Annotated in this window: 24 protein-coding genes and 1 tRNA gene; 1 reads left to right on the top strand and 24 read right to left on the bottom strand. The window is 44.0% G+C overall.

Annotated features, from left to right (window positions below; genetic code table 11):
- Positions 1-15: 15 nt before the first annotated feature.
- The 9 genes from K360_RS0107015 to K360_RS0107055 form a co-directional block, all read right to left on the bottom strand.
- Complete coding sequence (locus tag K360_RS0107015) at positions 16-468, bottom strand: CBS domain-containing protein (RefSeq protein ID WP_024822454.1); 453 nt, start codon at positions 466-468, stop codon at positions 16-18.
- 13 nt (positions 469-481) lie between these two features.
- Entirely contained in the window at positions 482-1,414 is a 933-nt protein-coding gene (locus K360_RS0107020) for a 1-phosphofructokinase family hexose kinase (protein WP_024822455.1), read from the bottom strand.
- A 69-nt stretch (positions 1,415-1,483) separates the two neighbouring features.
- A complete protein-coding gene (gene trxB / locus K360_RS0107025; protein WP_024822456.1) occupies positions 1,484-2,671 on the bottom strand; it encodes a thioredoxin-disulfide reductase in 1,188 nt (395 codons plus the stop codon).
- 73 nt (positions 2,672-2,744) lie between these two features.
- Positions 2,745-3,611 carry a peptide chain release factor N(5)-glutamine methyltransferase gene (gene prmC / locus K360_RS0107030; protein ID WP_245587105.1) on the bottom strand — a complete coding sequence of 289 codons (867 nt, stop codon included), beginning with the start codon at positions 3,609-3,611 and terminating at the stop codon, positions 2,745-2,747.
- Positions 3,604-4,680 (bottom strand): peptide chain release factor 1, encoded by a 1,077-nt coding sequence (prfA, locus tag K360_RS0107035; protein WP_024822458.1) that lies wholly within the window; start codon positions 4,678-4,680, stop codon positions 3,604-3,606. Before prfA ends, prmC begins: the two co-directional genes overlap by 8 nt.
- Positions 4,664-5,605, bottom strand: coding sequence for a DUF1385 domain-containing protein (locus tag K360_RS0107040; protein WP_024822459.1), 942 nt, complete (start codon positions 5,603-5,605; stop codon positions 4,664-4,666). The genes prfA and K360_RS0107040 overlap by 17 nt, the downstream gene beginning before the upstream one ends.
- A 4-nt stretch (positions 5,606-5,609) precedes the next feature.
- On the bottom strand, positions 5,610-6,305 hold the full coding sequence (gene thyX, locus K360_RS0107045; RefSeq protein WP_024822460.1) for an FAD-dependent thymidylate synthase: 696 nt from the start codon (positions 6,303-6,305) through the stop codon (positions 5,610-5,612).
- 50 nt (positions 6,306-6,355) lie between these two features.
- The gene (gene rpmE, locus K360_RS0107050) at positions 6,356-6,595 is read right to left on the bottom strand and encodes a 50S ribosomal protein L31 (RefSeq protein ID WP_024822461.1); all 240 of its coding nucleotides are present in this window, start codon (positions 6,593-6,595) and stop codon (positions 6,356-6,358) included.
- A gap of 82 nt (positions 6,596-6,677) precedes the next feature.
- On the bottom strand, positions 6,678-7,244 hold the full coding sequence (locus tag K360_RS0107055) for a HutP family protein (RefSeq protein WP_024822462.1): 567 nt from the start codon (positions 7,242-7,244) through the stop codon (positions 6,678-6,680).
- A gap of 259 nt (positions 7,245-7,503) precedes the next feature.
- On the opposite strand from K360_RS0107055, the gene K360_RS0107060 reads away from it, so the two are divergent.
- A complete protein-coding gene (locus tag K360_RS0107060) occupies positions 7,504-8,469 on the top strand; it encodes a TAXI family TRAP transporter solute-binding subunit (RefSeq protein WP_024822463.1) in 966 nt (321 codons plus the stop codon).
- An 80-nt stretch (positions 8,470-8,549) separates the two neighbouring features.
- Here K360_RS0107060 and K360_RS10695 read toward each other — a convergent pair whose 3' ends face one another.
- From K360_RS10695 to thrS, 15 genes are all read right to left on the bottom strand, one after another.
- The gene (locus K360_RS10695; protein ID WP_024822464.1) at positions 8,550-9,734 is read right to left on the bottom strand and encodes an alanyl-tRNA editing protein; all 1,185 of its coding nucleotides are present in this window, start codon (positions 9,732-9,734) and stop codon (positions 8,550-8,552) included.
- A gap of 5 nt (positions 9,735-9,739) precedes the next feature.
- Positions 9,740-11,107, bottom strand: a complete 1,368-nt coding sequence (locus tag K360_RS0107070) for a sodium:solute symporter family protein (RefSeq protein ID WP_034326918.1) — start codon at positions 11,105-11,107, stop codon at positions 9,740-9,742.
- Positions 11,108-11,183: 76 nt separating this feature from the next.
- Positions 11,184-11,259: transfer RNA gene (locus tag K360_RS0107075), tRNA-Arg, on the bottom strand.
- Between the two features lie 88 nt (positions 11,260-11,347).
- Complete coding sequence (locus K360_RS0107080; protein ID WP_024822466.1) at positions 11,348-13,696, bottom strand: endonuclease MutS2; 2,349 nt, start codon at positions 13,694-13,696, stop codon at positions 11,348-11,350.
- Positions 13,683-14,228, bottom strand: a complete 546-nt coding sequence (locus tag K360_RS0107085; RefSeq protein WP_024822467.1) for a CvpA family protein — start codon at positions 14,226-14,228, stop codon at positions 13,683-13,685. Before K360_RS0107085 ends, K360_RS0107080 begins: the two co-directional genes overlap by 14 nt.
- Positions 14,225-14,479: a cell division protein ZapA gene (gene zapA, locus K360_RS0107090; protein WP_024822468.1), complete on the bottom strand. Its 255-nt coding sequence runs from the start codon at positions 14,477-14,479 to the stop codon at positions 14,225-14,227. Before zapA ends, K360_RS0107085 begins: the two co-directional genes overlap by 4 nt.
- Before the next feature lie 17 nt (positions 14,480-14,496).
- Entirely contained in the window at positions 14,497-14,796 is a 300-nt protein-coding gene (locus tag K360_RS0107095) for a hypothetical protein (protein ID WP_024822469.1), read from the bottom strand.
- 30 nt (positions 14,797-14,826) lie between these two features.
- Positions 14,827-17,229, bottom strand: coding sequence for a phenylalanine--tRNA ligase subunit beta (gene pheT / locus K360_RS0107100; protein WP_024822470.1), 2,403 nt, complete (start codon positions 17,227-17,229; stop codon positions 14,827-14,829).
- Positions 17,223-18,269, bottom strand: coding sequence for a phenylalanine--tRNA ligase subunit alpha (pheS, locus tag K360_RS0107105; RefSeq protein ID WP_024822471.1), 1,047 nt, complete (start codon positions 18,267-18,269; stop codon positions 17,223-17,225). Before pheS ends, pheT begins: the two co-directional genes overlap by 7 nt.
- Positions 18,266-18,961, bottom strand: a complete 696-nt coding sequence (locus tag K360_RS0107110; protein ID WP_024822472.1) for a potassium channel family protein — start codon at positions 18,959-18,961, stop codon at positions 18,266-18,268. Before K360_RS0107110 ends, pheS begins: the two co-directional genes overlap by 4 nt.
- Before the next feature lie 10 nt (positions 18,962-18,971).
- Positions 18,972-20,291: a TrkH family potassium uptake protein gene (locus K360_RS0107115; RefSeq protein ID WP_024822473.1), complete on the bottom strand. Its 1,320-nt coding sequence runs from the start codon at positions 20,289-20,291 to the stop codon at positions 18,972-18,974.
- Positions 20,292-20,293: 2 nt separating this feature from the next.
- A complete protein-coding gene (rplT, locus tag K360_RS0107120) occupies positions 20,294-20,653 on the bottom strand; it encodes a 50S ribosomal protein L20 (RefSeq protein WP_024822474.1) in 360 nt (119 codons plus the stop codon).
- 62 nt (positions 20,654-20,715) lie between these two features.
- Positions 20,716-20,913: a 50S ribosomal protein L35 gene (gene rpmI / locus K360_RS0107125; protein WP_024822475.1), complete on the bottom strand. Its 198-nt coding sequence runs from the start codon at positions 20,911-20,913 to the stop codon at positions 20,716-20,718.
- Positions 20,914-20,956: 43 nt separating this feature from the next.
- Entirely contained in the window at positions 20,957-21,580 is a 624-nt protein-coding gene (gene infC, locus K360_RS0107130) for a translation initiation factor IF-3 (RefSeq protein ID WP_024822476.1), read from the bottom strand.
- 178 nt (positions 21,581-21,758) lie between these two features.
- Positions 21,759-23,663 (bottom strand): threonine--tRNA ligase, encoded by a 1,905-nt coding sequence (gene thrS / locus K360_RS0107135; RefSeq protein WP_024822477.1) that lies wholly within the window; start codon positions 23,661-23,663, stop codon positions 21,759-21,761.
- Positions 23,664-23,671 lie beyond the last annotated feature (8 nt).

The following is a 23,671-nucleotide window of genomic DNA, read 5'->3' on the forward strand; positions in this document are numbered from 1 at the left end:
CTTTTTACTCTTGATTTATTCTTGAGGTTCTTCTCTCATGATGTATTCTATGAGATGAGCCCTACTTACAAAACCTAAGAGAGACCCATCCTTCCTCACTACTGGAGCCATTTTAAGTCCTTTTTGTATAAGAGAAAGGGCGACATGAAGATCTGAATCATCTTCAGAAAAAGCGATGACCTTTCGAGTCATATATTTCCCTACAAATTCGTTCCCTTTTTGACGGAGTTTTTCGCTCAATTGGTTAAAATCCGGAATAAAAGCTGCTCCTGACAAATAATCACAATACCCTGGCAAAGAAGCTTTAATAATATCTTTCTCACTAATAAATCCAACCAGAATTCCTGTCTCGTCAACAACTGGCAAACCTGTGAGATTGTGTTGAGACAGAACTTCAATGGCCTCTCGCAATGTAGTATTTTCAGTTACAGAGGTAAGATCTCTATCCATAAGTTCCCCGATTCGCATAGCATTTGCCTCCCTATTCAAGACGCTCTAGTTGAACGCGTGGCATCAATGCCTCAATAGCCTCTCGACTTGTAAAACCTTTTTCTACATGCATAGCATCTTCCCATGCACATGCCATGGCGAATCGAATGCGATCCTCTACAGCCATCCTTTCTTCCCCTCCAACTATAAGACCTGTTATAAGAGCATCAGCTGTCGCAAAGAGAGAGAGAATAGAACGACGATCGGACACTGCTAAATATATACCCTGAGGTGTAAAAAACACGTCTCCATAGACATGATACGATGTAACTGCCCATTCCACCCCTTGGTCATGAAGTTTCGAAACAACCTCTATTATATTGTCTAGAGAGGTAAGGGATATTCCCGACATTCTTGACATAAAACGATGATCAATTTTTGCTATTGTAGGTCCAGCCTCAAGGGCTGACTGTAGGGAAGGACCAGCGGCATCTACTATGGTTGGGATATTAAACTCTTTCGCCATGCGGATGAGAACCCCATAAACGTCTTGAGGAATACCAGGAGGTAAGGATCCCCCTAAAACGAGGAGTCGAGTCCGTTGAAGCATCCTCTCGAAATTTCGAAGGAAACGATCATAAGCTTCTTCAGGAATATAAGGGCCGGGTTCGGATAAGCCTGTTTCTACATGTCCCGTTTCATCAATAATATAAACATTTGTACGAGTCTCACCCTTGACGTGCACAAAATTCGTAGTGAGCCTCTCTCGTCGCAATGCATCTCGTATATAAGCACCATTAAAACCAGCAAGGAATCCCATAGCGGCTGACTCGTATCCAAGTTGTCCTAACATCATGGAAACGTTAATCCCCTTGCCGCCGGGGGTTCTAATAGCATTTCGGGAACGGAACCATCCGCCAGGTCGAAACTCCGAAACGACAAACTCCTCATCTACAGCGGGATTCAGCGTAACCGTAACTATCATTCTTTTCTCCCCCCATGAGATAAAAGGGAAGGCAGATAGACCCACCTTCCCTTTACTAAGGACAAGAGGCTATTTCAGGAGTTCAGAGATTTCAGAAACGGAAGAAACAACCTTCTTAGAAGCAACGACTCCTTTTTTCAGTTCTACGACTACGGGCATCTTCTCCAATGCTAGTTTCCCTACCATTCTGGCATTGCGGTATCCGTCTATCAGGGCAACCTTTTTCCCTGTCTTTTTACTCATTTCTTCCACTTCATTGGAGAGCCGGACCTGTGTTTCATCAATGCTCGAATAGAAGAAAGCCACCACTCTTTCAGGGTCCAAAAGAGTAGATCGAAGGTGAACCTGCTCATTAATATATGCAGATGCAGTCATGGCCGCAACAGCACCATCAGCAGCAGCAGTAACTACCTGTCGGAGCCCCTTATCTCGAACGTCTCCGGCAGCAAAGATACCCTCTACAGAAGTCTCCATGTTGTCGTTGGTTACAATCCAACCGCCTTTTTTGGCCTCTACGAGTCCACGAATACACTCATCGTGAGGAGCCTGGCCTACAAAAACGAAAACCCCTGCTACGGGAAGATCAGAAATTTTACCTGTCTTCACGTTCTTCAGCACTAGATTTTCAACCATGCCATCGCCTTCGATTTTTTCAACAACACTGTTCCAAATAGGCTCTATTTTAGGATTAGCCAAGGTTCTGGCAATAGCAGCTCTATCCGCTCTGAACTCGTCACGGCGATGGATAATGTAAACCTTAGACGCAAAAGTGGTAAGATAATTTGCTTCCTCTACCGCCGTATTTCCACCACCTACAACAGCTATAACCTGATCTTCAAAGAAGGCTCCGTCGCAAACGGCACAATAGCTGACACCAGCCCCAATGCGCTCTGCCTCCCCCTCACAGCCCAGCCGACGGAAATAAGCACCTGTAGCAAAAATAACCGCCTCGGCTTCTATTTCTCCTTTATCTGTTACTACCACTTTAGCTCCATCGCGAACCTCGATCTTCTGAACTTCGGCATCTCGGAACTCTGTGTTAAATTTCTCAGCATGTTCACGGAACATATTTCCAAGCTCCTGCCCGGAAGCATGAACAACTCCTGGCCAGTTCTCAATTTCCGCTGTGATATTAATCTGACCACCGGCAACTCCTTTTTCGATAAGAAGCACATCAAGCCCAGCCCTACGACCATAAATAGCGGAAGTCAAACCAGCAGGGCCAGCTCCGATGATCACGAGCTCTCTTTTTTCCATACCAACATCTCCTCCTCAGCTCTATCCTGAAATGGAATAAATAATATATGATCCCCATAGATCACCTGGGTCATTATACACGACACCAAACAGCGATGCGATAGAGACCATTATGGTCCTTCTTTAAGTGAGAAAAACGGAGATGATCTACCGACAAAGAGGCCAAATGTTCTGCTTGTTGATCATCCCCTACCTCTACAATTACAAATCCTCCACGTTTAAGCCATTGAGGCGCTATGGCTAACAACATATAATAGAAAGAAAGTCCGTCAATACCGCCATCCAGAGCATTTCTCGGCTCATATCGGGACACTTCTTCCATAAGATTACCTATTATGGCAGTTGGGATATAAGGTGGATTACTAATAACTATATCCAAACTCCCTTCAGAGATAGGAATATCTTCTGGTATTTGAGTATGCCATAAAAGACATCGATGAAGGACGTGATAATTACGTAAATTTCTCCAAGCCCAAAAGAGGGCTTGCGGGCTTACATCTGCAGCTATCCCCCGAGAATCGGGGCGTTCCAGAAGGATAGTAGCGGCAATACAGCCACTCCCTGTCCCCCAATCTAAAAAGCAACCTCCAGAAAAAAGACTCAAAGCTTCTTCCACAAGAAGCTCTGTTTCTGGCCGTGGAATAAGACATCCCGCACCTACTAAAAAATTCCGCCCCCAAAACCCCTCATATCCCATTATATACTGCAATGGCTCATGTTGGAGTCTCCTATCCACCATAGATTCTAATAGGAACCCCTCTTCTTCTGAAATAAATATCTCCCGTTCACAGGCAAGGAGCTCTCCTCTGGTTATTTTTTTCAAAGAACAAAGAATCCATTCTGCCTCGTTAAGCGGATTGGGGAAGCCTGCTTCTTGTAAAATCGCAACAATACTCTCTTTTGTTTGTTCAAGAGAGCAACCTATGAAAGATTTATGCACTTTCAAGTCTTTTCAGCTTCTCCGTTTGATCCGCCATTGTGAGAGCATCAATCATTTCGTATATATCCCCATCAAGATACTGATCCAGCTTGTATAAAGTTAAACCAATTCTATGATCTGTAATACGGTTTTGCGGAAAGTTATATGTTCTAATCCGTTCTGATCGATCTCCCGATCCAATCTGGTCGCGACGCTCTTCCGCAAGCTCTTCCGACTGTTTCTCTTCTTCCATATCATACAATTTGGCTCGCAGATATGCCATGGCTTTAGCTCTGTTTTTAATTTGAGAGCGCTCATCCTGGCATGTCACAACAATTCCCGTAGGCAGGTGAGTGATACGAACAGCTGAATCTGTCATATTAACATGCTGACCACCCGCTCCACTTGAACGATATGTATCTATCTTCAAATCTTCTGTGCGAATCTCTACATCTACAGCCTCAACTTCCGGCAACACGGCTACGGTAGCTGTTGAAGTATGAATGCGCCCCCCAGCCTCTGTAACCGGCACTCTCTGTACTCGATGAACGCCTCTATCAAATTTCAATTTACTATAAGCGCCATGTCCATCTATTCTAAATATAATTTCTTTAAGGCCACCAATACCCGTTTCATTCGATTGGATAACCTCTATTTTCCATCCCTCTCGCTCACAGAAACGGCTGTACATTCGGAAAAGATCTGCCGCAAAAAGGGCTGCTTCTTCTCCCCCTGCTCCTCCCCGTATTTCCATAATAACGCTCTTCTCATCGTTAGGATCCACAGGCAATAACAACACATGAAGCTCTTTCTGTATTTCTTCAAGAAGAGCTTCTTTCTCTTTTATTTCTTCTTTAGCCAAGTCCTCCATCTCCGCATCACCTGAATGAAGCAGTGACTTAGCCCCTTCTATATCCTCTTGAACCTTCTTATACTCTCGATACTTCAAAACAGATGGCTCCAAATGAGCATGTTTTCGGGCTAACTGCTGTATCTCTTTAAGATTAGCGGCTATCGCCGGAATTGCCATCTGGCGTTCTAGTTCTACATATGCTTGCTCTAACTCTTCAAGTTTATTCTCCAAATTCATTATTTCTTTCACCTCCGGAATAATCATCAAACACCCTGCCAAGAGCCTCTTCAAGCGCTGCTATCGCTACTTCTACCTGTTCGCGAGACGGCTCCCGTGTCGTGAGATACTGAAAAGACAAAGCAGGCCACAAGATGATCTTCCCAAACGTTTTTACAGAAGAAGCTGCCCGAATGATCTCATAAGAAAGCCCCACAACTACTGGTAACAACAAAATTCTCATGAAAATCTTCCAGAAAAGACTTCCATGCCCTGCTATTGAAAAAACTATAATACTCACTATCACTACAATCAAGAGAAAAGATGTGCCACACCGAGGGTGAATTCTGGAACAGGACATAACATTATCCGGCGTCATGGGAAACCCAGATTCGAAAGCATTAATAGTTTTATGTTCAGCCCCATGATAACGAAAAACTTGCCGGATGTCCTCCCACATCCCAATCGCCGCTACATAGGCTACAAAAAATCCCCCCCGAACAAACCCCTCAATAATATTGCGCACGACTGAAGATAAATTCCACGCCTCGCTCGTCCAATGAGCAAACCACACAGGAAGGGCAACGAAAAAAACAATCACTGCAGCCAGGGCTACTAAAATCGACCCAGCAAATTCCAACGGGGTAATAGTATCATCTTCGCCTAACGCTATTTGAGCTGATCGATTTAAAGCTCGTATCCCTATCTTCAACATCTCAAACATAACAACGAGCCCTCGAAGAATAGGCAATTTCCAAGGGAAGAGTGCTGATCGCGCCACAGCGTCCCAATGCTCTCTCGCAATAGAGCCATCATGCTGACGAACAGCAAGCCCCCACATTTTGGGGCCACGCATGAGGACTCCCTCTATAACCGCCTGTCCCCCTACTGGCATTCGAGAATCTTTCCCGGAAAGAGACGGGCGGGAATCCTTTTCAGAATGCAACTGTTTATTCCTCCTCGAGAAGTTCCTCCACGGAACGGAAAGGTTTTCCACATGGGCGTGCTTCTCCGCACACCCCATTGACAACACAGGAAGGTCCAGCAAGAGCAAAAATAACGGGAGATACTTGACGAACCTCTATAAGCATTTTCCTTGCCAGCTCTTGGATTTCCCACTGGGCACGACGGCAAAGTCGCAGAGAGAAGAAATGTAAAAGCTCTCTGGCATTCATAGTCATTACCAAACTGGTAGTCCACCCATGGGGTAAAATATATCGCGCATCTTCTTTCGGCACACCCCGCTTTAGAAGTGCCAAATAGGTATTATGCGCACTTTCTACCTGATGGACAAACAGATCGGTCGCTTCTTTATCTGCTGCTACAGTTGGTGGAAGGACCACATCAGGTTCAACCATAGAGACATAACGCTGACTTCTTTGGCTGTAACTAGCAATGCGATGGCGAACCAGCTGATGGCTCGTCACTCGACTTATTCCGTCTAAAGAGAATGTAAAAGAAGCATGCTCCAAGGGCGAGAGATGTCCGCTTTTTCGAAGATGTGTAATAAGAGATACTACAGAATCTGAATTTTGCTCCTCCATTATGGAAGAGGCTGGAACAGCGCTATAACAGAGACGGGCCGCTGCTGCCACAATACGATCAGGATCAGGAGTGTGCCCGAGCAAAATTACCTGACACGCCATACATTCATCAACTCCTGTCATGTAAAAAAGGGGAGCAGTGCTCCCCCTTACTACTCCTCGTTTCCTTCTTCTCGCTGACCGTAATTAATTCCTTCGTACTTCCTGCGGAACCTCTCAAGACGACCAGCTTCGGAAGCAACACGGCTTCCTCTTTTACCTGTGTAAAAAGGATGACACTCAGAACATACCCCAACTCTGATTTCAGAAGCTGTAGATCTAGTTTCAAAGGTATTTCCACAAGCGCAGGTAACCTTACATTCCTTATATTCAGGGTGAATATCTTTTTTCATCTATGTTGCACCTCCAAAAACATTTCTCTACATGAACAAATACGAACTTTACCATAGGAAATAAAGACATGCAAGCAGAGATTTAAATATGCATCACTCCAAGCCCACATCGTTCATGATGAGCCACTGCATGATAAGCAGTATCTCCCATAACTGCAACAGCAATCCATCGATCGTTACGAACTATCGCGATCTTCGCTCCCACACTGGCTTCAAGCATCCCTACAGTAATAAAGCCCTCCAGAGCTTCCACTGCTGCGTGCATAAGAGCATGCATTTCGTTTCTGGATTTTTCAACCACCCCTGCATTTAATGACGCTCCGACTAAAGCCCTTGTAACTTTTTGTGGCAAATCCCCTGCCAATCCCCCCACTTCTGTAGCAACAGATCGCCAACCATATTGTGCCAGCTCTTTCTTGAGACTGTTTTCTGATTCCGGAGTAGTAGTAGAAGCTAGTAATAAAGCCGCACGGCCAACCTGATTCTCATCGTTCAGATGTACGTGAATATTCAATTCCAAATCGATATTCTCAACAGGAGTACAAATATCCATTTCCGTAACATCCCCCCCTACCATATTTCCCCCCGCAACCCCTCCCTCTCCTGTCATTAATTCTTCCTGATTATTAAATATCTTTTTCCACAACATCCCCAACATCTCCCCTCTCAGGTACTTTTATTACTATAGCATATTTGGTACGCTCTTCGTCTAAATCTATGTTTGGCAAGAATTAATTCAGTTTTAGATATAAAAAGCAGTCAATTCTTGATACTCTTTCAGAAGAGCCGTATACTTGTAAGGAAAAATGTAAAAGGAGGTGTTATTCAAAACTTTCTTTAAAGCGTTTATCCTTATCAGATTCAAAGCGGAAGGAGCCGAAAAAACTCTTTGAGGGGGAATGTGTAAAATGACAAGAAGAACACTAATATTGGTAACTGTATTTTGTCTTTTGTTGACAGTCTTCGCTGGCGCCGCTTCAGCGAAGACCTTTGTTTCCATCGCTACTGGTGGAACAGGCGGTACTTATTATCCTTTAGGCGGTGGTATAGCGGATATTCTCACTCGGCATCTTGGTGATGTTCAGGTAACATCCGAAACAGGAAACGCATCTGTGGCTAATATTAACCTTCTTGGCACTCATCAAATTGAGATGGTCTTCGCTCAAAACGATATCGCTTATTGGGCTGCAAAGGGAATGGGCCCTTTCAAAAAAGGTGCATATGACAATATTCGAGTCGTGGCCTCTCTCTATCCCGAACATGTACACTGCATTACCCTGAAAGGCAGCGGAGTAAAAGATATTATGGACCTGAAAGGGAAAAGAGTTTCTGTTGGCGCCCCTGGCTCTGGTGTACAGGGCGACGTTTCTGCTATCCTGAATGTAGCTGATATAAAATATAGCGACATGCAAACTGATTTTCTAGATTTCAACATTACAACTCAACGATTTAAAGATGGACAGCTTGACGTAGGTTTTGTCGTTGCCGGTTATCCCACAACCTCAATAATGGATTTGGCTACCACACATGATGTAGACCTTGTAGAATTCAATGATAATTTTACAGATAAACTCGTTAAGGAATTCCCGTACTTTGTGAAAAGTGTTATTCCAGCTGGTACCTACCAGGGAATAGACAGAGATATTAAAACTCCAGCTGTTATGGCCCTTTTAGTCTGTGATGCAGACCTTCCTGAGGAATTAATCTACCGCGTTACTAAAGCTCTCTGGGATAATATTGACGAGTTACGTCCCGTACACGCAAAAGCTCAGTTGATCACCCTGGACACTGCTCTTGATGGCGTTTCTGTCCCTCTACATCCTGGCGCAGCAAAGTATTACAAAGAAGTAGGGATGAAACTGCCCACCTTTTAACTAAAAATAGCTCCAATATAAAAGAAATGGAGACTGTCTCGTTGAAGGACAGTCTCCATTTCTTCTCTTTTTATATGTATTTAAAGTGACATCATATAATCAATAATTTTACCTACCCAGACAGATGGATCTTCGCAAAGAGTGTAGCCACGGACCCAACTCTTCTGGCCTCCACCCCGTACCTTTAATTCAGAGGTATCCCGCAGGAAAAGGCGGAAATCTACCTCTACTTTTTCACCTGCCCCTAAGAAAAACTGGCTGCCCCCTTTCCCGTGGTCATAAAGGAGAAATAAACACGTGATATCGGGCCGTTCTTTTAACAGGCGACTTACTGCTGAAGAAGCAACCTCTTCTGGAATTCCAGATACGTCATACCAAAAAAGTGACACTCCTCCTACCCTCTCTTCCTTCCATGGGAAAGCCACAAAATCTCTTAGTCTGTCCATCTTCTTAACAAAAGCTTTATTCTCCTCTTGCAGATGTCTATATACGTCCTGTAATTTATCTAAAGGACAGCCAATTTCTCGTAACAACATTCTCGCAGCTCGGCTTTCTCTTTTTAAAACATCCTCTACATGAACAGAAAATCGAAATTCCCATTCAGGAGAGTGACCTCTGAACCCCTCTATCACAACTCCCCCTATTTCAGATGTTTTTGTAACGTGAGTGCCAGAACATGCAATCGTGTCAAAATCTGGAATTGTCACAATTCTGATAGTTTCCTCATCTGAGATTCTTTCCCAATTTGCCTTTAATTCTTTCATATTCATGGCCTCTTGAGGGGATAGGAAAGAAATATTTACAGGGAGATTCTGTTTGATGACAAGGTTTGCCTCGTCCTCCGCTCGGAAAAGCATCTCCCAAGAAAGTTCACCGGGGTAGCGAAGATACACTGTTGAGAACTCCGCCCCAATAGCCACTTTGTAAATATGCAAATCAGGCCATGCCCGTTCCAAAGCCCGGGAAAGCACGTGCTCCCCAGAGTGCATGCGAGAAAAAAGCCACTGACGCTCCATATCTACCTCCACGTCTACAGGGACACCCTCTTTCAGCTCGCCATGCCGGACTTTAATAAGCAGTATCATTTCTTTCCCATCTTTTACACAATCAAGGACAGTGGCTTCAAAATTATTTTCGCCATAAAGATGTCCAGTATCTCCAGGCTGTCCCCCACCCGCTATATGAAAAGGATTTGGCTCTATTACAACTTTTGCTTCCTTTTTAGCATAGCTTACAATTTTCTTTAAGAAAACGTGCTGTTTCAAAAAGTTCACCTCCCGACAAATAGCCCTACAAATGTCAGTATTCCTGAAAGTAAAAGTCCTACAAAAAGCGGCTCTACTGAATGGGAAAAAAGAGGGGTCATAAGGGCAGCACCTAACCCAGCAATGGCAGATAGAAAAGCCCAGAAAGGAGACAACGCTCCAGGGTAAAGGAGAGCCACAATGAGAGGCAAAAAAGTACCTACTCCCCGTAAACTCATGCTCAAATAGCTCCAATTTAAAATGAGGTCGCCTCTAAAAACAATTCCCAGACAGGCTGCACTAACGACAATAACAGCAACTGTTGCACGACTTAAAAGGAGTCCCTTCGCTCCCTTCATCCTTTGTGAAATATACGATATATTGTTAAGGAAATCTTGTACTAAATTAGTGGCGACGCCAAAAGAGAGACCTGCTGCAGCTCCGACAACTGTAATAAAAATCCCAGCTAAAAAAACGCCTCCAACAACAGGTGGGAAATGAAGACGAATAAAGATGGGCAACGCGTGAGCTGGGTCTATACTACCTCCAATACTTCGCATATAGAGGCCAATGTAAACCCCCATCAAACCTAAAGGTGGAATTAATACGCCGGCAAGCAATGCCCCTCTACGAGCTACTTGAGGATCAGATGCAGCAAAAATTCCCTGGAGATAAATTTGCGTGCAAAAAACACCGACAATCGTGGAAAAAAAGGCACCAATCCCCTTCGAAATCCCTGCGCCGAAAAAATTGAAAAAGGGAGACGAAGGCATGCTCTTTATCAGGCAAAGAGGCGTAGCACCTTGAATAAAAATCAAAGCTGCTGACGATCCCAAAGTAAGAAAAAGCATTATGATCTTCACCTTGCCAATAAGGCTATAGCTCTTTAATCCCCCGAGATAGAGAAAGCCTAAAACAAAAAATACCACTATCATCGATGAAACAAATGGAGATAAAGGGAGGATACTCTGCAGCAAGGCGACTCCAGAAAGAAACTGGGCAACAATAGCAATATAAGTGCCTAAGGAAGATGCAATCATGGAAACAATGCTTACAGACATTCCGTAGTTTTTCTTCAAAAAACCTGGGATTGTCGTTACATTTGCCTCACGCAGGCGGGAAGCGAAGCCTAGACCAAGGATAATACATCCTACACCGCCTCCAAGTGTAAACCACCAAGCAGAAAGACCATATTTGTAGGCCATTTGAACTGTACCTACAGTAGAAGCTCCTCCCATTAAGGCCCCCATAATCACCCCTACAACTCCTGAAACACCCGCTTTTTTCCCAGCCACTGTATAATCTGAAACATTCCCTACTTTTTTAGAAACTGCAATCCCAAGACCTAAAACAGAAAAGACCAGCAATGCAGCAGAAAAAGTTAAGACGTTCAAATCATCAGATCCTTTCAATAACATACAATAAAAAGAGCCGAGTTGCCTTCTCGACAACCCGGCTCTATATTTACAATGGCGTGCCTGTGGGGATTCGAACCCCAGACCCTTGGCTCCGGAGGCCAATACTCTATCCGCTGAGCTACAGGCACATAATGAACGCCGAGAATATTACCACGTACCAGGTAATCGCGCAACTTCCACGTATCAGATCGTTCTTTATTGTATGCAAATACATATCTATTTTTTAAAGGTGATAATGGTTACCCCATACCCGCCTTCGCCAGGTCCCCCCAGTCGATAATTTTCTACATAACTAAGATGGGCACAAAGGGTATGTACTTCCCGACGTAAAATTCCTTCTCCTCGGCCATGGATAATTTCCACGCTCCCGTACCCCGCTCTCATGGCCTGGTCCAAATACTTTTCCACGAGGGGCATTGCTTCATCTACAGTCATGCCACGAACCATAAGGGAGTTTGGTACTCCTTCCGGCCTTACTATCTTCGGGGAAGGAGGCAACATGGCTTCCCTCGCTGGTTTAGAGGCACGAGTTAAAGTGCTTATAGGAACTTCCATGCGAATGGCCCCTGCCAAAACCTCAGCTTTTTTCCCTTTTAGAGTAACAATTGTACCAGTAATATCTGTTCCTGATATTTTTACTGTATCCCCAACTTCGGGATGAAACCCTTCACTTTTCATCTTTAAAAGCGCCCTCTTCTCCTCTCTTTTCTCCAGCTCTTTTCTCTTCTCCCTAATTTTTTCTCGTTTAGGGTGCAATGCTCGTTGCACAGCAGACTTGGCCGATTCATCAAGAGCCCGAAGCATACGTCGCGACTCTTCTTCAGCTGCGACCAATATAGAAGTAGCCTTTTGTTCAGCCTGCGAAAGAATTTGTTCCTTCTGTCGCTCAAAACAAGCTTCTTTTTCCTGAAATTTTTCCCGTCGTACCGCAAGCTCCTGTCGGGCTTTCTCTATCTGTTTCTGTTCGGTGTCCAAATGAGCTTTTCGTTCTTGTAGATCTGTTATAATATCTTCCACCGAAACTTCTTGTTCTTTAAGAGCCAATCGAGCTTTCGCAAGGACATCGACAGGCATACCATACCGTTCAGCAATATATAAGGCGTTACTTCGACCGGGAATACCCATTAACAAGCGGTAGGTGGGAGCGAGAGTCTCAGCATCAAACTCCATACTAGCCGTTTCTACATATTGCGTCGTTAAAGCATATCTTTTAATAGGGTTGTGGTGAGTCGTCGCCAGGGTTACACACTTCTTTTCTCGCATTGTGTCAAGTAATGCTACTCCTAAAGCTGCCCCTTCCTGAGGATCAGTCCCAGCCCCCAACTCATCAAGCAACACAAGAGAATGACTATCAGCTTCCTCGATAATATGGATTATATTTTTTAAATGGGAACTAAAGGTCGATAAGTTTTGTTCAATACTCTGTTCATCGCCAATATCAGCATATACGGCATTGAGGTTCCCCACAAAAGAACCTTCCTCGGCAGGTATGGGCAACCCGCACCATGCAAGAATAGTACCAACGCCTACAGCCTTTAAAGTCACTGTTTTCCCACCTGTATTAGGGCCAGTAACTACTAATATGCGAAAATCCCGACCGCATTCTATAGAAAGAGGAACGCCATGCTCGCCTAAAAGGGGGTGGAGCAATGAATGGAAAGCAAAAAGAGGTTTCTCGGCCAATAAGGGTAACTTCCATTTTTTTTTGTCCATAACAGTTGTTACAGCATAAAGTAAATCTATTTGGCCAAGAACCTTCTCTGCATCTAAAATAGCCCGCTCACGTGAAAGAACCTGGGCTGTGATCTCGCTAAGAATTCTTCGCTTCTCTTCTTCTTCGTCTCGAAGAAGAAGAACGAGGCGGCTGTTCAGATCCGCCATACTTCGAGGTTCCATGTACACTGAATTACCTGATCCTGAACGATCAACAATAGTTCCAGGGAATCGGGAAGCAAACTCCTGTCGAACAAGAACCGTAAAGCGGTTTTGACGATAGGATAAAATCTTTTCCTGCAACATAGAATTAAACCGAGGGTTTGAAAATATCGACTGAGCGCGGGCGCGGATAGTTTGCCGCACAGAATCTTCACTCTTCCTAATTCTAGACAGATCCGGTGAGGCTGAATCAAAAAGGTTACCATCCTCATCTAAAACAGAAAGAGCCTTCATTTCCTGCGAAAAGTCACGAATTTTACGCAAAAGCACCCCAAACGGTGGAACTTCTTCTTTAATAGAACTAAGAGCTGTCTTTATTTTTTCTGCAAGAAGCAAAAGAGTACGAACGGAAAGAAGCTCTCTCCCCAAAAGAAGCCCCGTTTTTCGTGCCGATAAGAGAAGATCTTCAACGCTATCTACATTTTGTGTCCAAGGGAAATCCCCGTTACGGTCTACATAATCTCTATACGCTCGTAAGAGCTCTTGTCGTTGGTAAAGATTTTCAAGATTCTCGCTAGGAGCCAAATGAGCTAGAGTCTGGAGTCCTAAATTACTTCGTACATTTGAGGCAAAATTTGAAAGGACCTTATCCATTTCGAGAAGGCGCCATACGTCCTTATGAACTTTCATGTGGGAGTTTTTCCCCTCCTGTAATATATTGCATATGATATTCCATGTTGCTCCTTCCTTCAAAAAATGAATAGATATACGGCCAAGCAGAAGAAGCAACTCGCATAGAAATACTTTTTTCCATCCATTGGAGAGAAAAGAACGGGGACAAAGCTAGAAGGATAGCATAGAGAAACATGACCAAAACTATGGCTTTTAAAGCTCCGGCAATAGAGCCTAATATACGATCCACAAAAGAAAGGGCCGTCCAGCGGAGGAAAGCCTGAACAATACGGCAAAGGACAGTACTAGCCACTACTGCTACAAGAAAAAACAACACCATGGCAAGAATCATTACTATAGAATGATTTCCAGGCCATTTAGTCAGATACCATGTAGCTACGCTTGGGGCAAAACGCCAAGCCAAAACAACTCCGCCTACTGTCCCGAGAAGAGAAAAAAACTCTCCTGAAAGACCTCGAAACAACCCGCGAAGACAAAAGAACACTATTAATATGGCAACAGCGACGTCTACACCTAAAGCAAAGCTCATGACGAAACCGAGTCTCCTTCAGCCTCTCGAAGAACTTCCTGCAAAGACACTCCCACGCGGTCGAGACAATAAGCAAGATGAAGGCTGACCAGAAGCAAAAGATGCTCCTGGGCAACCTCCGTTCCTATAGTATTGGCAGCTTCATTCAGCAAGGAGAGAACCCGACGATACGTTTCTTCATCAAGCGCTGTCTTTAGATTATATTGCCGTTTCCCTATTTTGAGAGTTACGTCCCGTAAAGGGATAGACAAAGGATCCAACTCCTCCACTAAGAATTACGCCCTGATTCCAACTCTTCTGGAAGAAGAGCGTTGAGCTTATCGTAAACGCTCTTGACCTGACTGTCCAGTTGCGCTTTATCTTTTTGAAGAGCCATTTTTTCTCGTTCCAGCAATTCTATGTTACGCTGAAATTCTTTCGTTTCCCTAATATGCTCTAATTCTTTTTCAGAAACCTTATTTCGAAGCAGAGATGCTTCTTTTTTCAGCTGCTCATTCTCATCTTTAAGCTTAATAATAAACTCTGCTAACTTTCCAGCCAATTGTTCTATGGAATTAAGCGTTACCATTCTATAACCCCCATTCCTCTCTCTGCAAAATTATCGAAGGGTATAGCCTTGTACAACCATTTCTTCTCTAACTTTATTATGTACAGCATCCACTTCTTCATCACTGAGGGTACGAGCTGGATTACGGTAGGCTAAAGAAAAAGCCAAACTTCGTGTCCCTTCCGGGATACCCTTCCCTACATAAACATCAAAGAGTCGAAGGTTCCATAATAGTTCCCCTGCCGCCTTGCGTATCTCCATCTCCACATCACCCGCTAATTTCTCCTGAGAGACAATAAGAGAAATATCGCGATGTACCGCTGGATAAGGCGGGTTTTCAACAAAAACAGGCTGGCGTTCCGTTAAAAGAGGCTCTAACGCCAACTCAAAAACATAGATGGGAGATCCCAAATCGAGCTCTCTTTCCAGAGAAGGCTTAAGACGTAGCAAATATCCCACTCTGTTTCCGTTAACGAGAACATGAGCCGTCTGACCACAATGGCCAAAAGGCTCTGTTCCAGGAATAAAACGGCATGCGTACCCCCGACTAGATATAATGGCCTCCACATCTCCCTTAACTGAAAGGAAATCTTCCAAATCACTATCTTTGTGAATTTTTCTTATATCTCGACCAGGGTAAACGAGGCCGGCAATGTGTTCTTCTTCTTTTATGCCACTCTCAGCTTCAGCATCTTGCAAGAAGACCCGTCCTTGTTCAAAAATACGCACTGCCTCTCTCCAGCCGGTACGTAACGATGAAGCAAGCGCATTTAAGAGCCCAGGTATCATAAAAGTTCTCATAACAGATAATTCTGTGCTCAAAGGATTAGAGAGCGCAGAAAGATGAGCCCTTCTATCGTCTTCTGAAAGACAGAAAAACTTGGTATAGGACGGAGGAAGGAAACTATATGTTATGACTTCCACATACCCACGAGCTAAAGCTATCTGTCGTAGATGAGACCGAAGTTCCATTAAAGCGCCACGATCACCCCGGCTACTCATATTGCGAGGGAGACGACTTGGCATATCATTGTAGCCCCGAATTCGAGCTACTTCCTCCACAAGATCTTCCTCTATGGAGACATCAGGCCGATACGAAGGGACCTGAAACTTTCTTATATTATCCTTCTTCTCTTTCTCTATAAAACCCAAACGATTAAGAATGCGAGAAGATTCTTCCAAATCATCCCAGAGCAAAATTCTTTGCAGTTTCTCTCTCGTTAAAGCGACATCCCTGCTTGCTGGAATATCGTTGGTTGCCGCCAGCACATTCCATTCTGTATGAGCAGCCCCCCACTTCTTTAGAAGAGACAAAACACAAGCCATAGCTGGGTAGACAAGCTCTGGATCTACTCCTCTAGCATACCGGAACGACGCTTCGCTATTCAACCCTAAGCGGCGAGACGTTCGACTGACTCGAACAGGATCAAAACTGGCACTTTCTATAACCACGTTTTTGGTAGTATCACAAATTTCAGCGCTCTCCCCTCCCATGACTCCAGCAAGAGCGATAGGAGCACCGTTACTCGTAATGAGGAGATCTAACGAGTCAAGCATACGCTTTTTCCCATCAAGAGTTGTCATATACTCTCCGTCCTTCGCTGATCGCACCGTTATTTCCCGTTCAGGCAAACGGTCTAAATCAAAAGCATGGAGAGGTTGCCCCATAAGAAGCATTACTAAATTAGTCGCATCCACAACATTCGAAATCGGACGCATCCCCATGAGAGAGAGAAGGATCCGTATAGGCAGTGGAGACGGCCCTATTTTCACATCTGTAGCGAGCCCCAGAAGATAGCGGCGACACCCTCCGTCTTTAAGAGTAGGTGTACGAAAATCCATCGGCCAAAGTTGTCCTTCATCGGGACGATTTTTCATATTTTTCCTTCCTACGGCATCGGGGAAAAGAGCATAAATTTCTCTAGCTATACCAAGTGCACTGAGTAAATCTCCTCGATTAGGCGTTACAGAAACATCTAAGACCGCATCGTCTAATCGAAGATATTTTTTCAGGTCTGCGCCTACAGGAGCATCGTCTGGCAAACGTAAAATGCCAAATTCATCAGCAATATCAGGTAATCCAATTTCTTCGGCAGAAAGCATCATTCCCTGGCTCACTACCCCATCAAAATCTCGCTCAGACAACACTGTCCCGTCGGCAAGTACTGCCTGCGGAGGAGCATAAGGAATCAAATCTCCCTCCTTAAGATTGGTAGCAGCCGTTACACAATAGGCTCCACCTTTTCCATAATCCAACTGAACTACAAAAAGAGAGCTTTTATTAGGATGAGGTTTAAGGGATATAATTTTCGCAACCCATACTCCAGATAATTCTTCACAGGGATAGGTAATACCTTCTATCTCACAGCCAGTTACCGTAAGTTTTTCTGCTACATCTTTTAATGAAGCAGGAATAGAAACAAGACTATTTAACCAATTCCAGGACATTAACATGATTTATTCCTCCCGGAAAGAAGATAGGGAACATTCCCTTCAAAAAGTACGCGGAGGTCCGTTAATTTGTACTTCAATAAAGCTATACGATCAAGCCCCATTCCCCAAGCAAATCCACTATAAACTGATGGATCTATTCCGCCAGCTTTCAATACGTTAGGATGAATCATTCCAAGTCCGCCAATTTCCAACCACCCAGTTCCCTTACAAATTCGACAATGAGGATTTTTCCCAGAACACTCTATACATTCTATGTCTAGTTCAAGAGAAGGCTCGGTAAAGGGAAAATAACTTGCCCGGTAACGAGCAGCCAACGGTCTGCCGAAAATACTACGTATGAGAACTTCTAGACATCCTTTCAAGTCTGCAATAGAGACATCGCGGTCTACTAAAAGTCCTTCTACTTGATGGAACATAGGAGAATGGGTCGGGTCACTATCGCGACGATATACTTTCCCCGGGCAAATAATCCGCAGTGGAGCTCCATATTTCAGCATGGAACGAACCTGCACAGGAGACGTATGGGTACGAAGCAAGTGTTTGTCATCAAAATAAAACGTATCCTGCATATCTCGAGCGGGGTGATAAGAAGGAATGTTCAGAGCCTCGAAATTATGAAAATCATCTTCTATCTCTGGACCAAGAGCCACTGAAAACCCTAAACCAGAAAGAATGTTAATTACATCCATAGTAACCTGAACTACTGGATGGAAGCTTCCCCATAAACGTCCTCGAGAAGGAAGTGTTACATCTATCTGATCTTGCATTTCAGCAATCTCTGCTTCTCGTTTTTCCAGAGAGACCTTACTCGATTCCAGATTTTCTTCCAACTCATCTCTAAGTTTATTAACGAGCTGTCCTACTTCTGGCCTTTTCTCGGGAGGCAACGAACCAAGAGTCTTCAACAGAGCAGTGACTTTCCCTTTTTTACCGAGGAAGTGAACCTTTATCTGCTGTATCTCATCTGCCGTTCGAGCCTGTCTAAGCTGGTCGAGGAAATCTTTTCTACACTTTTGAATGTCATCGTATATTTCACTCACGCCCCATTACCCTCCCTTTTTCGTTCTTCCTGAATAATTTCAAGCAGTATATCCAGGTCTTTCTTTTTACCGGCTATCAAAAGTCGGTCATCCTTTTCAACAACTGTATCGGCAGAAGGAAGGAATCTTGACCCCTTCCTATCAAAAAGCAACACCATTGCATTATATTTTTTTCTAAATTCTTGTTCTGCCAAGGTCTTACCTATCATCTCAGCAAGCGGAGTAATTTCACCCACAAGATAGTCCCCACCGGGAAGTTGAGAAAAACTCGTCAACCAAGGATGAACAAACTGTTCCGCTACCCGTTGCCCCATATCTCTCTCGGGGAATATGACTCTATGGGCTCCAACACGGGAAAGCACCCTTGCATGGAGAGCCGTCTGGGCTCGTGCTACAACGAGAGGGATATTAAAACCTTTAATAATTGTAGTAGCCAAAATACTAGCCTCCACATTCTCTCCAATAGTAATCACTGCTATATCCGCCTCTTTAGCACCTACTTTTATGAGAGCGTCTTCATCGGTAGCATCCAACTGAGCTGCTAAATCTATAATATCCGCCACTTCTTCTACCTTTAGAGGGTTTGCATCAACACCTACAACATATTGATTCAATGCTGCCAGTTTCTCGCAGAGAGAAAATCCAAAACGCCCCAAACCAACTACTAATATCATTTTTCGCTCTTCGGCCATAACAAGCCTCCTAGCCTATCGGTATATTCGTTGTAGCATAGTTTACATTATCTCTTGTCTCATGACTCACTATGCCATACATGAATGTAAGGATACCAACCCGTCCCCAGAACATCAACAAGACAAGGATCATTTTACCTATAGAAGAAAGGGAAGAAGTGATACCCAACGAAAGGCCCACTGTCCCCATAGCGGAAAAAGCTTCAAAAATAAGGGTATGGAAAGAAACTGATTCTGTTATAGATAGAGCAATTAAACTCATCAAAACTGTACCGAAATAAAGGACCGTAAGCGTTAGTGCCCGCCGTATATTGTCCATAGGAACAGCCCTATTCCACAGAACAACATGTTTTTTTCCTCGCAACTCTGTAAAGGTGGATACCACAAGCAAGCCAAACGTTGTCGTTTTTATGCCACCACCAGTAGATCCAGGAGATGCTCCTATAATCATCAGCAAACACGTTATAAATAACCCCAAAGAAGAAAATTGCGCTTGATTAATTGTATCAAATCCCGCTGTACGAGGAGTAATACTTTGGAAAAGAGCGTTCCAAATTTTCAAAATAGGAGACAGCCCTTGAAACGCACCATCCCAGTCTGAAATAAGGAAAAGAGTCGTGCCAACAGTTATCAATCCTGCCGTAACAACCAAAACAAAACGGCAATGAGGAGCTAAACTTTCACCCCGAGTGGTGTATCGCCAAACTCCAGATAACACAAGGAAACCTGCACCACCAGAAACAATAAGAAACATAATAGTCGCCGGAACCCAAAACGTATTGGCATACCCCTCCAAACTGTTGGAGAAAAGAGAAAAGCCTGCGTTACAGAAAGCACTTATACTGTGAAAAATAGCGAGGTACAGTGCTCGGACTGGAGAATAGTCTTTAACAAAAGCAATAAAGAGAGGGATGCAGCACAGCCCCTCTATGAGAATTGTCATTTTAAGTATTTTCATCAAAAGGCGAACTGCTCCGGCGGGAGTATCCAAACCTAATCCTCCAGCAAAAAGGAGCCGTTGACGGATCCCTATCTTTTGCCGCAGCAGCAAAAGAAGAGCTGTAGCGGCAGTCATAACCCCTAACCCCCCAAGTTGTATCAGAGCCAAAACAACCCACTGAGAGGCTAAACAAAGGTCCTGCCCAGTATTCACAACAGAAAGCCCAGTAACACACAAAGCAGATGTCGCCGTAAAAAGAGCATCAACAAAAGCTATAGGCTTCCCCCACGCCATATTGAGGGTCCATATAAGGAAGGTTCCTACCACGACTAGCGATAGGAACCCTCCAACAATGGTCCTCTCTACTCTGAGAGAACTATAGGTTTTCAAAATTACAGCCCCAAAGCGTCTCTAGCCTGCTCCACCAATCTTACAAAGGCTGGCATGTCGTTAATAGCCAACTCAGAAAGCATCTTCCTATTGATAGAGATGCCGGCTTTCTTAAGCCCATTCATCAGGGTGCTATATGACATCCCCTGAGCACGTGCCGCAGCATTAATACGAGTAATCCACAAACGACGAAACTCTCTTTTCTTAATCTTACGATCATCATAAGCCCTTGAAAGGGAATGAAGGAAAGCTTCTCGTGCTCTTCTGTAAACATTTTTCTTTCTGCCCCAATATCCTTTTGTAATGGCAAAAAGTTTCTTTCTTTTCTTATTGCTTGTGCTACCACCCTTAACACGAGGCATAGCATGTCACCTCTTTCAATCTATCTATTAAAAGTTTTAAAATCTATGAATGCATCTTGCCCCTAGCTATAAGGAAGCAGCCGTTTCATATCTGTAGCCAACGCATCAGAAACATATCCAGCCTTACGAAGACGACGAATTCTGCTTCTGCTCTTCCCTGTCAAAAGGTGCCCTCTTCCATTTTTCCTATAAGCAAACTTTCCAGTACCTGTAGCTGTAAATCTTTTTTTCGCACCAGAATGGGATTTCAATTTAGGCATAATAAATACCCCCTTCCAATAAAGAAATATAATCCTCCAACGTTTATTCAGTTTTTCCAGAGGAAGAACCCTGGTTCGGATTGTCGGTGTTTTGATTGTTCTGGTCTTTTTTCGGCTGTTTATTACTCCCTTCCTTGGGCTTTACCGGCCCTGCAGGAGTAATCATTATCCTCATATAACGGCCTTCCATTCGAGGTTCACCTTCATGTTTCCCCAAGCCTTCGCAATCGCGAATCACTCTCTCCAAAACCTCCCGCCCCTTGTCAAGGAAAGCCATCTCACGACCACGGAAGAAGACAGAGACCTTTACTCGATGCCCATTCTTCAAGAAATTCTGCACAGCCCGAACCTTAAAATCATAATCGTGCTCATCAATTTTCGGGCGCATCTTCATCTCTTTCAAGGTCTGGCCCTTTTGTTTTTTTCTTGCATCCTTTTCTTTTTTCTGCTGCTGATAACGATATTTACCGTAGTCAAGAATGCGACATACAGGCACTTTAGCCTGAGGAGCAACCTCTACAAGGTCCAGCCCTCTTTCTTCAGCCATTCGTAAAGCTTCTTCTACAGCAGTTACACCTATTTTTACTCCGTTTTCATCGATCAGCAGAACTTCCCTCGCGGTAATTTCCTCATTGACGCGGGGTTCCCCTTCTTCTCTCTTGGCTATAACCTTTCACCTCCGTGATAAATATAAAAAAGGGCCGATGGAAAACCACCGGCCCTCATACTGTACGCACACAAATCTTTTACAGTCTAACCAGGCAACAGCTATTCGCGTCACCAGGTGAGAGGGTGGCCTCTACTTTGATAGAGAGAACTATATCACAGTCTTCTAAATATAGCAATTACCTACAAACAAGAGGGTTAAACTCCTCTTTAAGTAATATATTTAAGAACTTTTCTATAGACATGGCACCGAGATCTCCTTTACTCCTCTCTCGAGGAGCCACTTCTCTATTTGACATCTCCTTTTCCCCAAGGACTACCATATAGGGAATCTTCTGCATTTGAGCGTCACGAATTTTCTTTCCTAACTTCTCATCTCGGCTATCTACTTCCACTCGAATACCTTTATTTGCTAATTGCTCCTGCACTTCCTTGGCATATCCCAAGAAATCTTCAGAAATAGAAAGTAATTTCACCTGCACTGGGGCCAACCAATAGGGGAAAGCGCCGGCATATTGTTCTATAAGTATGCCAAAGAATCTCTCCAAACTTCCTAAAATAGTCCGATGAAGCATTACCGGACGGTGCTCTTTTCCATCAGCGCCTACGTAAGATAGGTCGAATTTCTCAGGCATCTGGAAGTCAAGCTGAATCGTTCCACATTGCCAGGTCCGACCAATACAATCCTCAAGATGAAAATCTATCTTCGGCCCATAAAAAGCCCCATCTCCAGGGTTTATATGATAGTCCATATTAGTTTCCTCTAGCGCCTCTTGCAACGCCCCTTCTGCTACACGCCACTGTTCCTCTGATCCCATGGAATTCTCCGGCCGGGTGGAAAGTTCCATTGTATACTTAAAACCAAAAACGTCTCTGTAAATATACTGACATAATCTCATAATGCCCTTTATTTCATCTTTAACTTGATCTGGCGTACAGTAAAGATGAGCATCATCTTGGGTAAAGCATCGAACCCTCATTAACCCATGCAACACTCCTGATCGCTCATGTCTATGTACTGTGCCAAGCTCCGCCATACGCAACGGGAGATCCCTATAGCTTCGGATCTGGTTTTTATAAATAAGAATTCCACCAGGACAATTCATAGGTTTAATAGCAAAAGGCATCTCATCAATCTCTGTGAAATACATATTATCTCGATAGTGATCCCAGTGCCCAGAGCGGATCCAAAGGCTGCGGTCAAGTATAAGGGGCGTTCTGATCTCGCAATATCCGTTTCTTTCGTGCACCTGCCGCCAGAATTCCGTCAATTTATTGAGAATCACCATACCCTTGGGGTGGAAAAAGGGAAAGCCAGGCCCTTCAGGCTGAATACTAAACAGATCAAGTTCCTTCCCTATTTTCCGATGATCCCTGTTTTTAGCTTCTTCAATTTTTGTAATATACGCTTCCAACGACTCTTCATCAGCAAACGCAGTTCCGTAGACACGAGTTAACATTATGTTTTTCTCGTCGCCCCTCCAATATGCCCCTGCCACTGAAAGAAGTTTAAAGTGTTTTATCCAGGATGTATTGGGGATATGAGGGCCACGACATAAGTCTACATAATCTCCCTGCTTATAGAGACTTACTGTAGGAGCATCTATCTCTTCTATAAGCTCTACCTTATAGATCTCATTGCGCTTCTTAAAAAACTCTATAGCCTCTTCTTTAGAAAGCTCAACCCTTTCAAGAGGAAAAGCTCGCTTCGCTAAGCGATGCATCTCCTTTTCTACTTTTGGAAGATCTTCTTCCGATATAGTTTCCGGCAGTTCCATATCGTAATAAAAGCCATCTTTAATAGAAGGCCCTATCCCAAAACGACTCTCAGGATAAAGAGTCTGGAAGGCCTGTGCCATTAAGTGCGCTGTTGAGTGGCGAAGAATTTCTAACCCTTCCTCGCTCTTTTCATCAACAACTTCAAGCGTTCCGCTCTCATGAATATCTGCCGATAGATCTAGAAGCTGACCATTCAGCTTGGCCGCCACTGCCCCTTTATGGGCACCCCACTTCTTTAAAACGTCTAGAACCTTTCCTTCTTCCAGAGACAATTCCTTGGCATCTGGCCCTTTCAATTCAAACATCTGAATAC

Origin of the sequence: Aminobacterium mobile DSM 12262, assembly GCF_000526395.1 — a bacterium.
GTDB classification, from domain to species: Bacteria; Synergistota; Synergistia; order Synergistales; family Aminobacteriaceae; genus Aminobacterium; species Aminobacterium mobile.

Bases quoted from the DNA above. Each gene is read 5' to 3' on its own strand.
- thrS (WP_024822477.1), bottom strand. From the start codon at position 23,663: ATGTTTGAATTGAAAGGGCCAGATGCCAAGGAATTGTCTCTGGAAGAA.
- rpmE (WP_024822461.1), bottom strand. From the start codon at position 6,595: ATGAAAAAAGATATTCACCCTGAATATAAGGAATGTAAGGTTACCTGC.
- K360_RS0107095 (WP_024822469.1), bottom strand. From the start codon at position 14,796: ATGGTAACGCTTAATTCCATAGAACAATTGGCTGGAAAGTTAGCAGAG.
- pheT (WP_024822470.1), bottom strand. From the start codon at position 17,229: ATGTTAATGTCCTGGAATTGGTTAAATAGTCTTGTTTCTATTCCTGCT.
- K360_RS0107110 (WP_024822472.1), bottom strand. From the start codon at position 18,961: ATGGCCGAAGAGCGAAAAATGATATTAGTAGTTGGTTTGGGGCGTTTT.
- rpmI (WP_024822475.1), bottom strand. From the start codon at position 20,913: ATGCCTAAATTGAAATCCCATTCTGGTGCGAAAAAAAGATTTACAGCT.
- rplT (WP_024822474.1), bottom strand. From the start codon at position 20,653: ATGCCTCGTGTTAAGGGTGGTAGCACAAGCAATAAGAAAAGAAAGAAA.
- K360_RS0107055 (WP_024822462.1), bottom strand. From the start codon at position 7,244: ATGTTGTGGAAAAAGATATTTAATAATCAGGAAGAATTAATGACAGGA.
- K360_RS0107020 (WP_024822455.1), bottom strand. From the start codon at position 1,414: ATGATAGTTACGGTTACGCTGAATCCCGCTGTAGATGAGGAGTTTGTC.
- thyX (WP_024822460.1), bottom strand. From the start codon at position 6,305: ATGGCGTGTCAGGTAATTTTGCTCGGGCACACTCCTGATCCTGATCGT.
- K360_RS0107060 (WP_024822463.1), top strand. From the start codon at position 7,504: ATGACAAGAAGAACACTAATATTGGTAACTGTATTTTGTCTTTTGTTG.
- trxB (WP_024822456.1), bottom strand. From the start codon at position 2,671: ATGGAAAAAAGAGAGCTCGTGATCATCGGAGCTGGCCCTGCTGGTTTG.
- K360_RS0107085 (WP_024822467.1), bottom strand. From the start codon at position 14,228: ATGAGCTTTGCTTTAGGTGTAGACGTCGCTGTTGCCATATTAATAGTG.
- prfA (WP_024822458.1), bottom strand. From the start codon at position 4,680: ATGAATTTGGAGAATAAACTTGAAGAGTTAGAGCAAGCATATGTAGAA.
- K360_RS0107080 (WP_024822466.1), bottom strand. From the start codon at position 13,696: ATGAAAGTTCATAAGGACGTATGGCGCCTTCTCGAAATGGATAAGGTC.
- K360_RS0107015 (WP_024822454.1), bottom strand. From the start codon at position 468: ATGCGAATCGGGGAACTTATGGATAGAGATCTTACCTCTGTAACTGAA.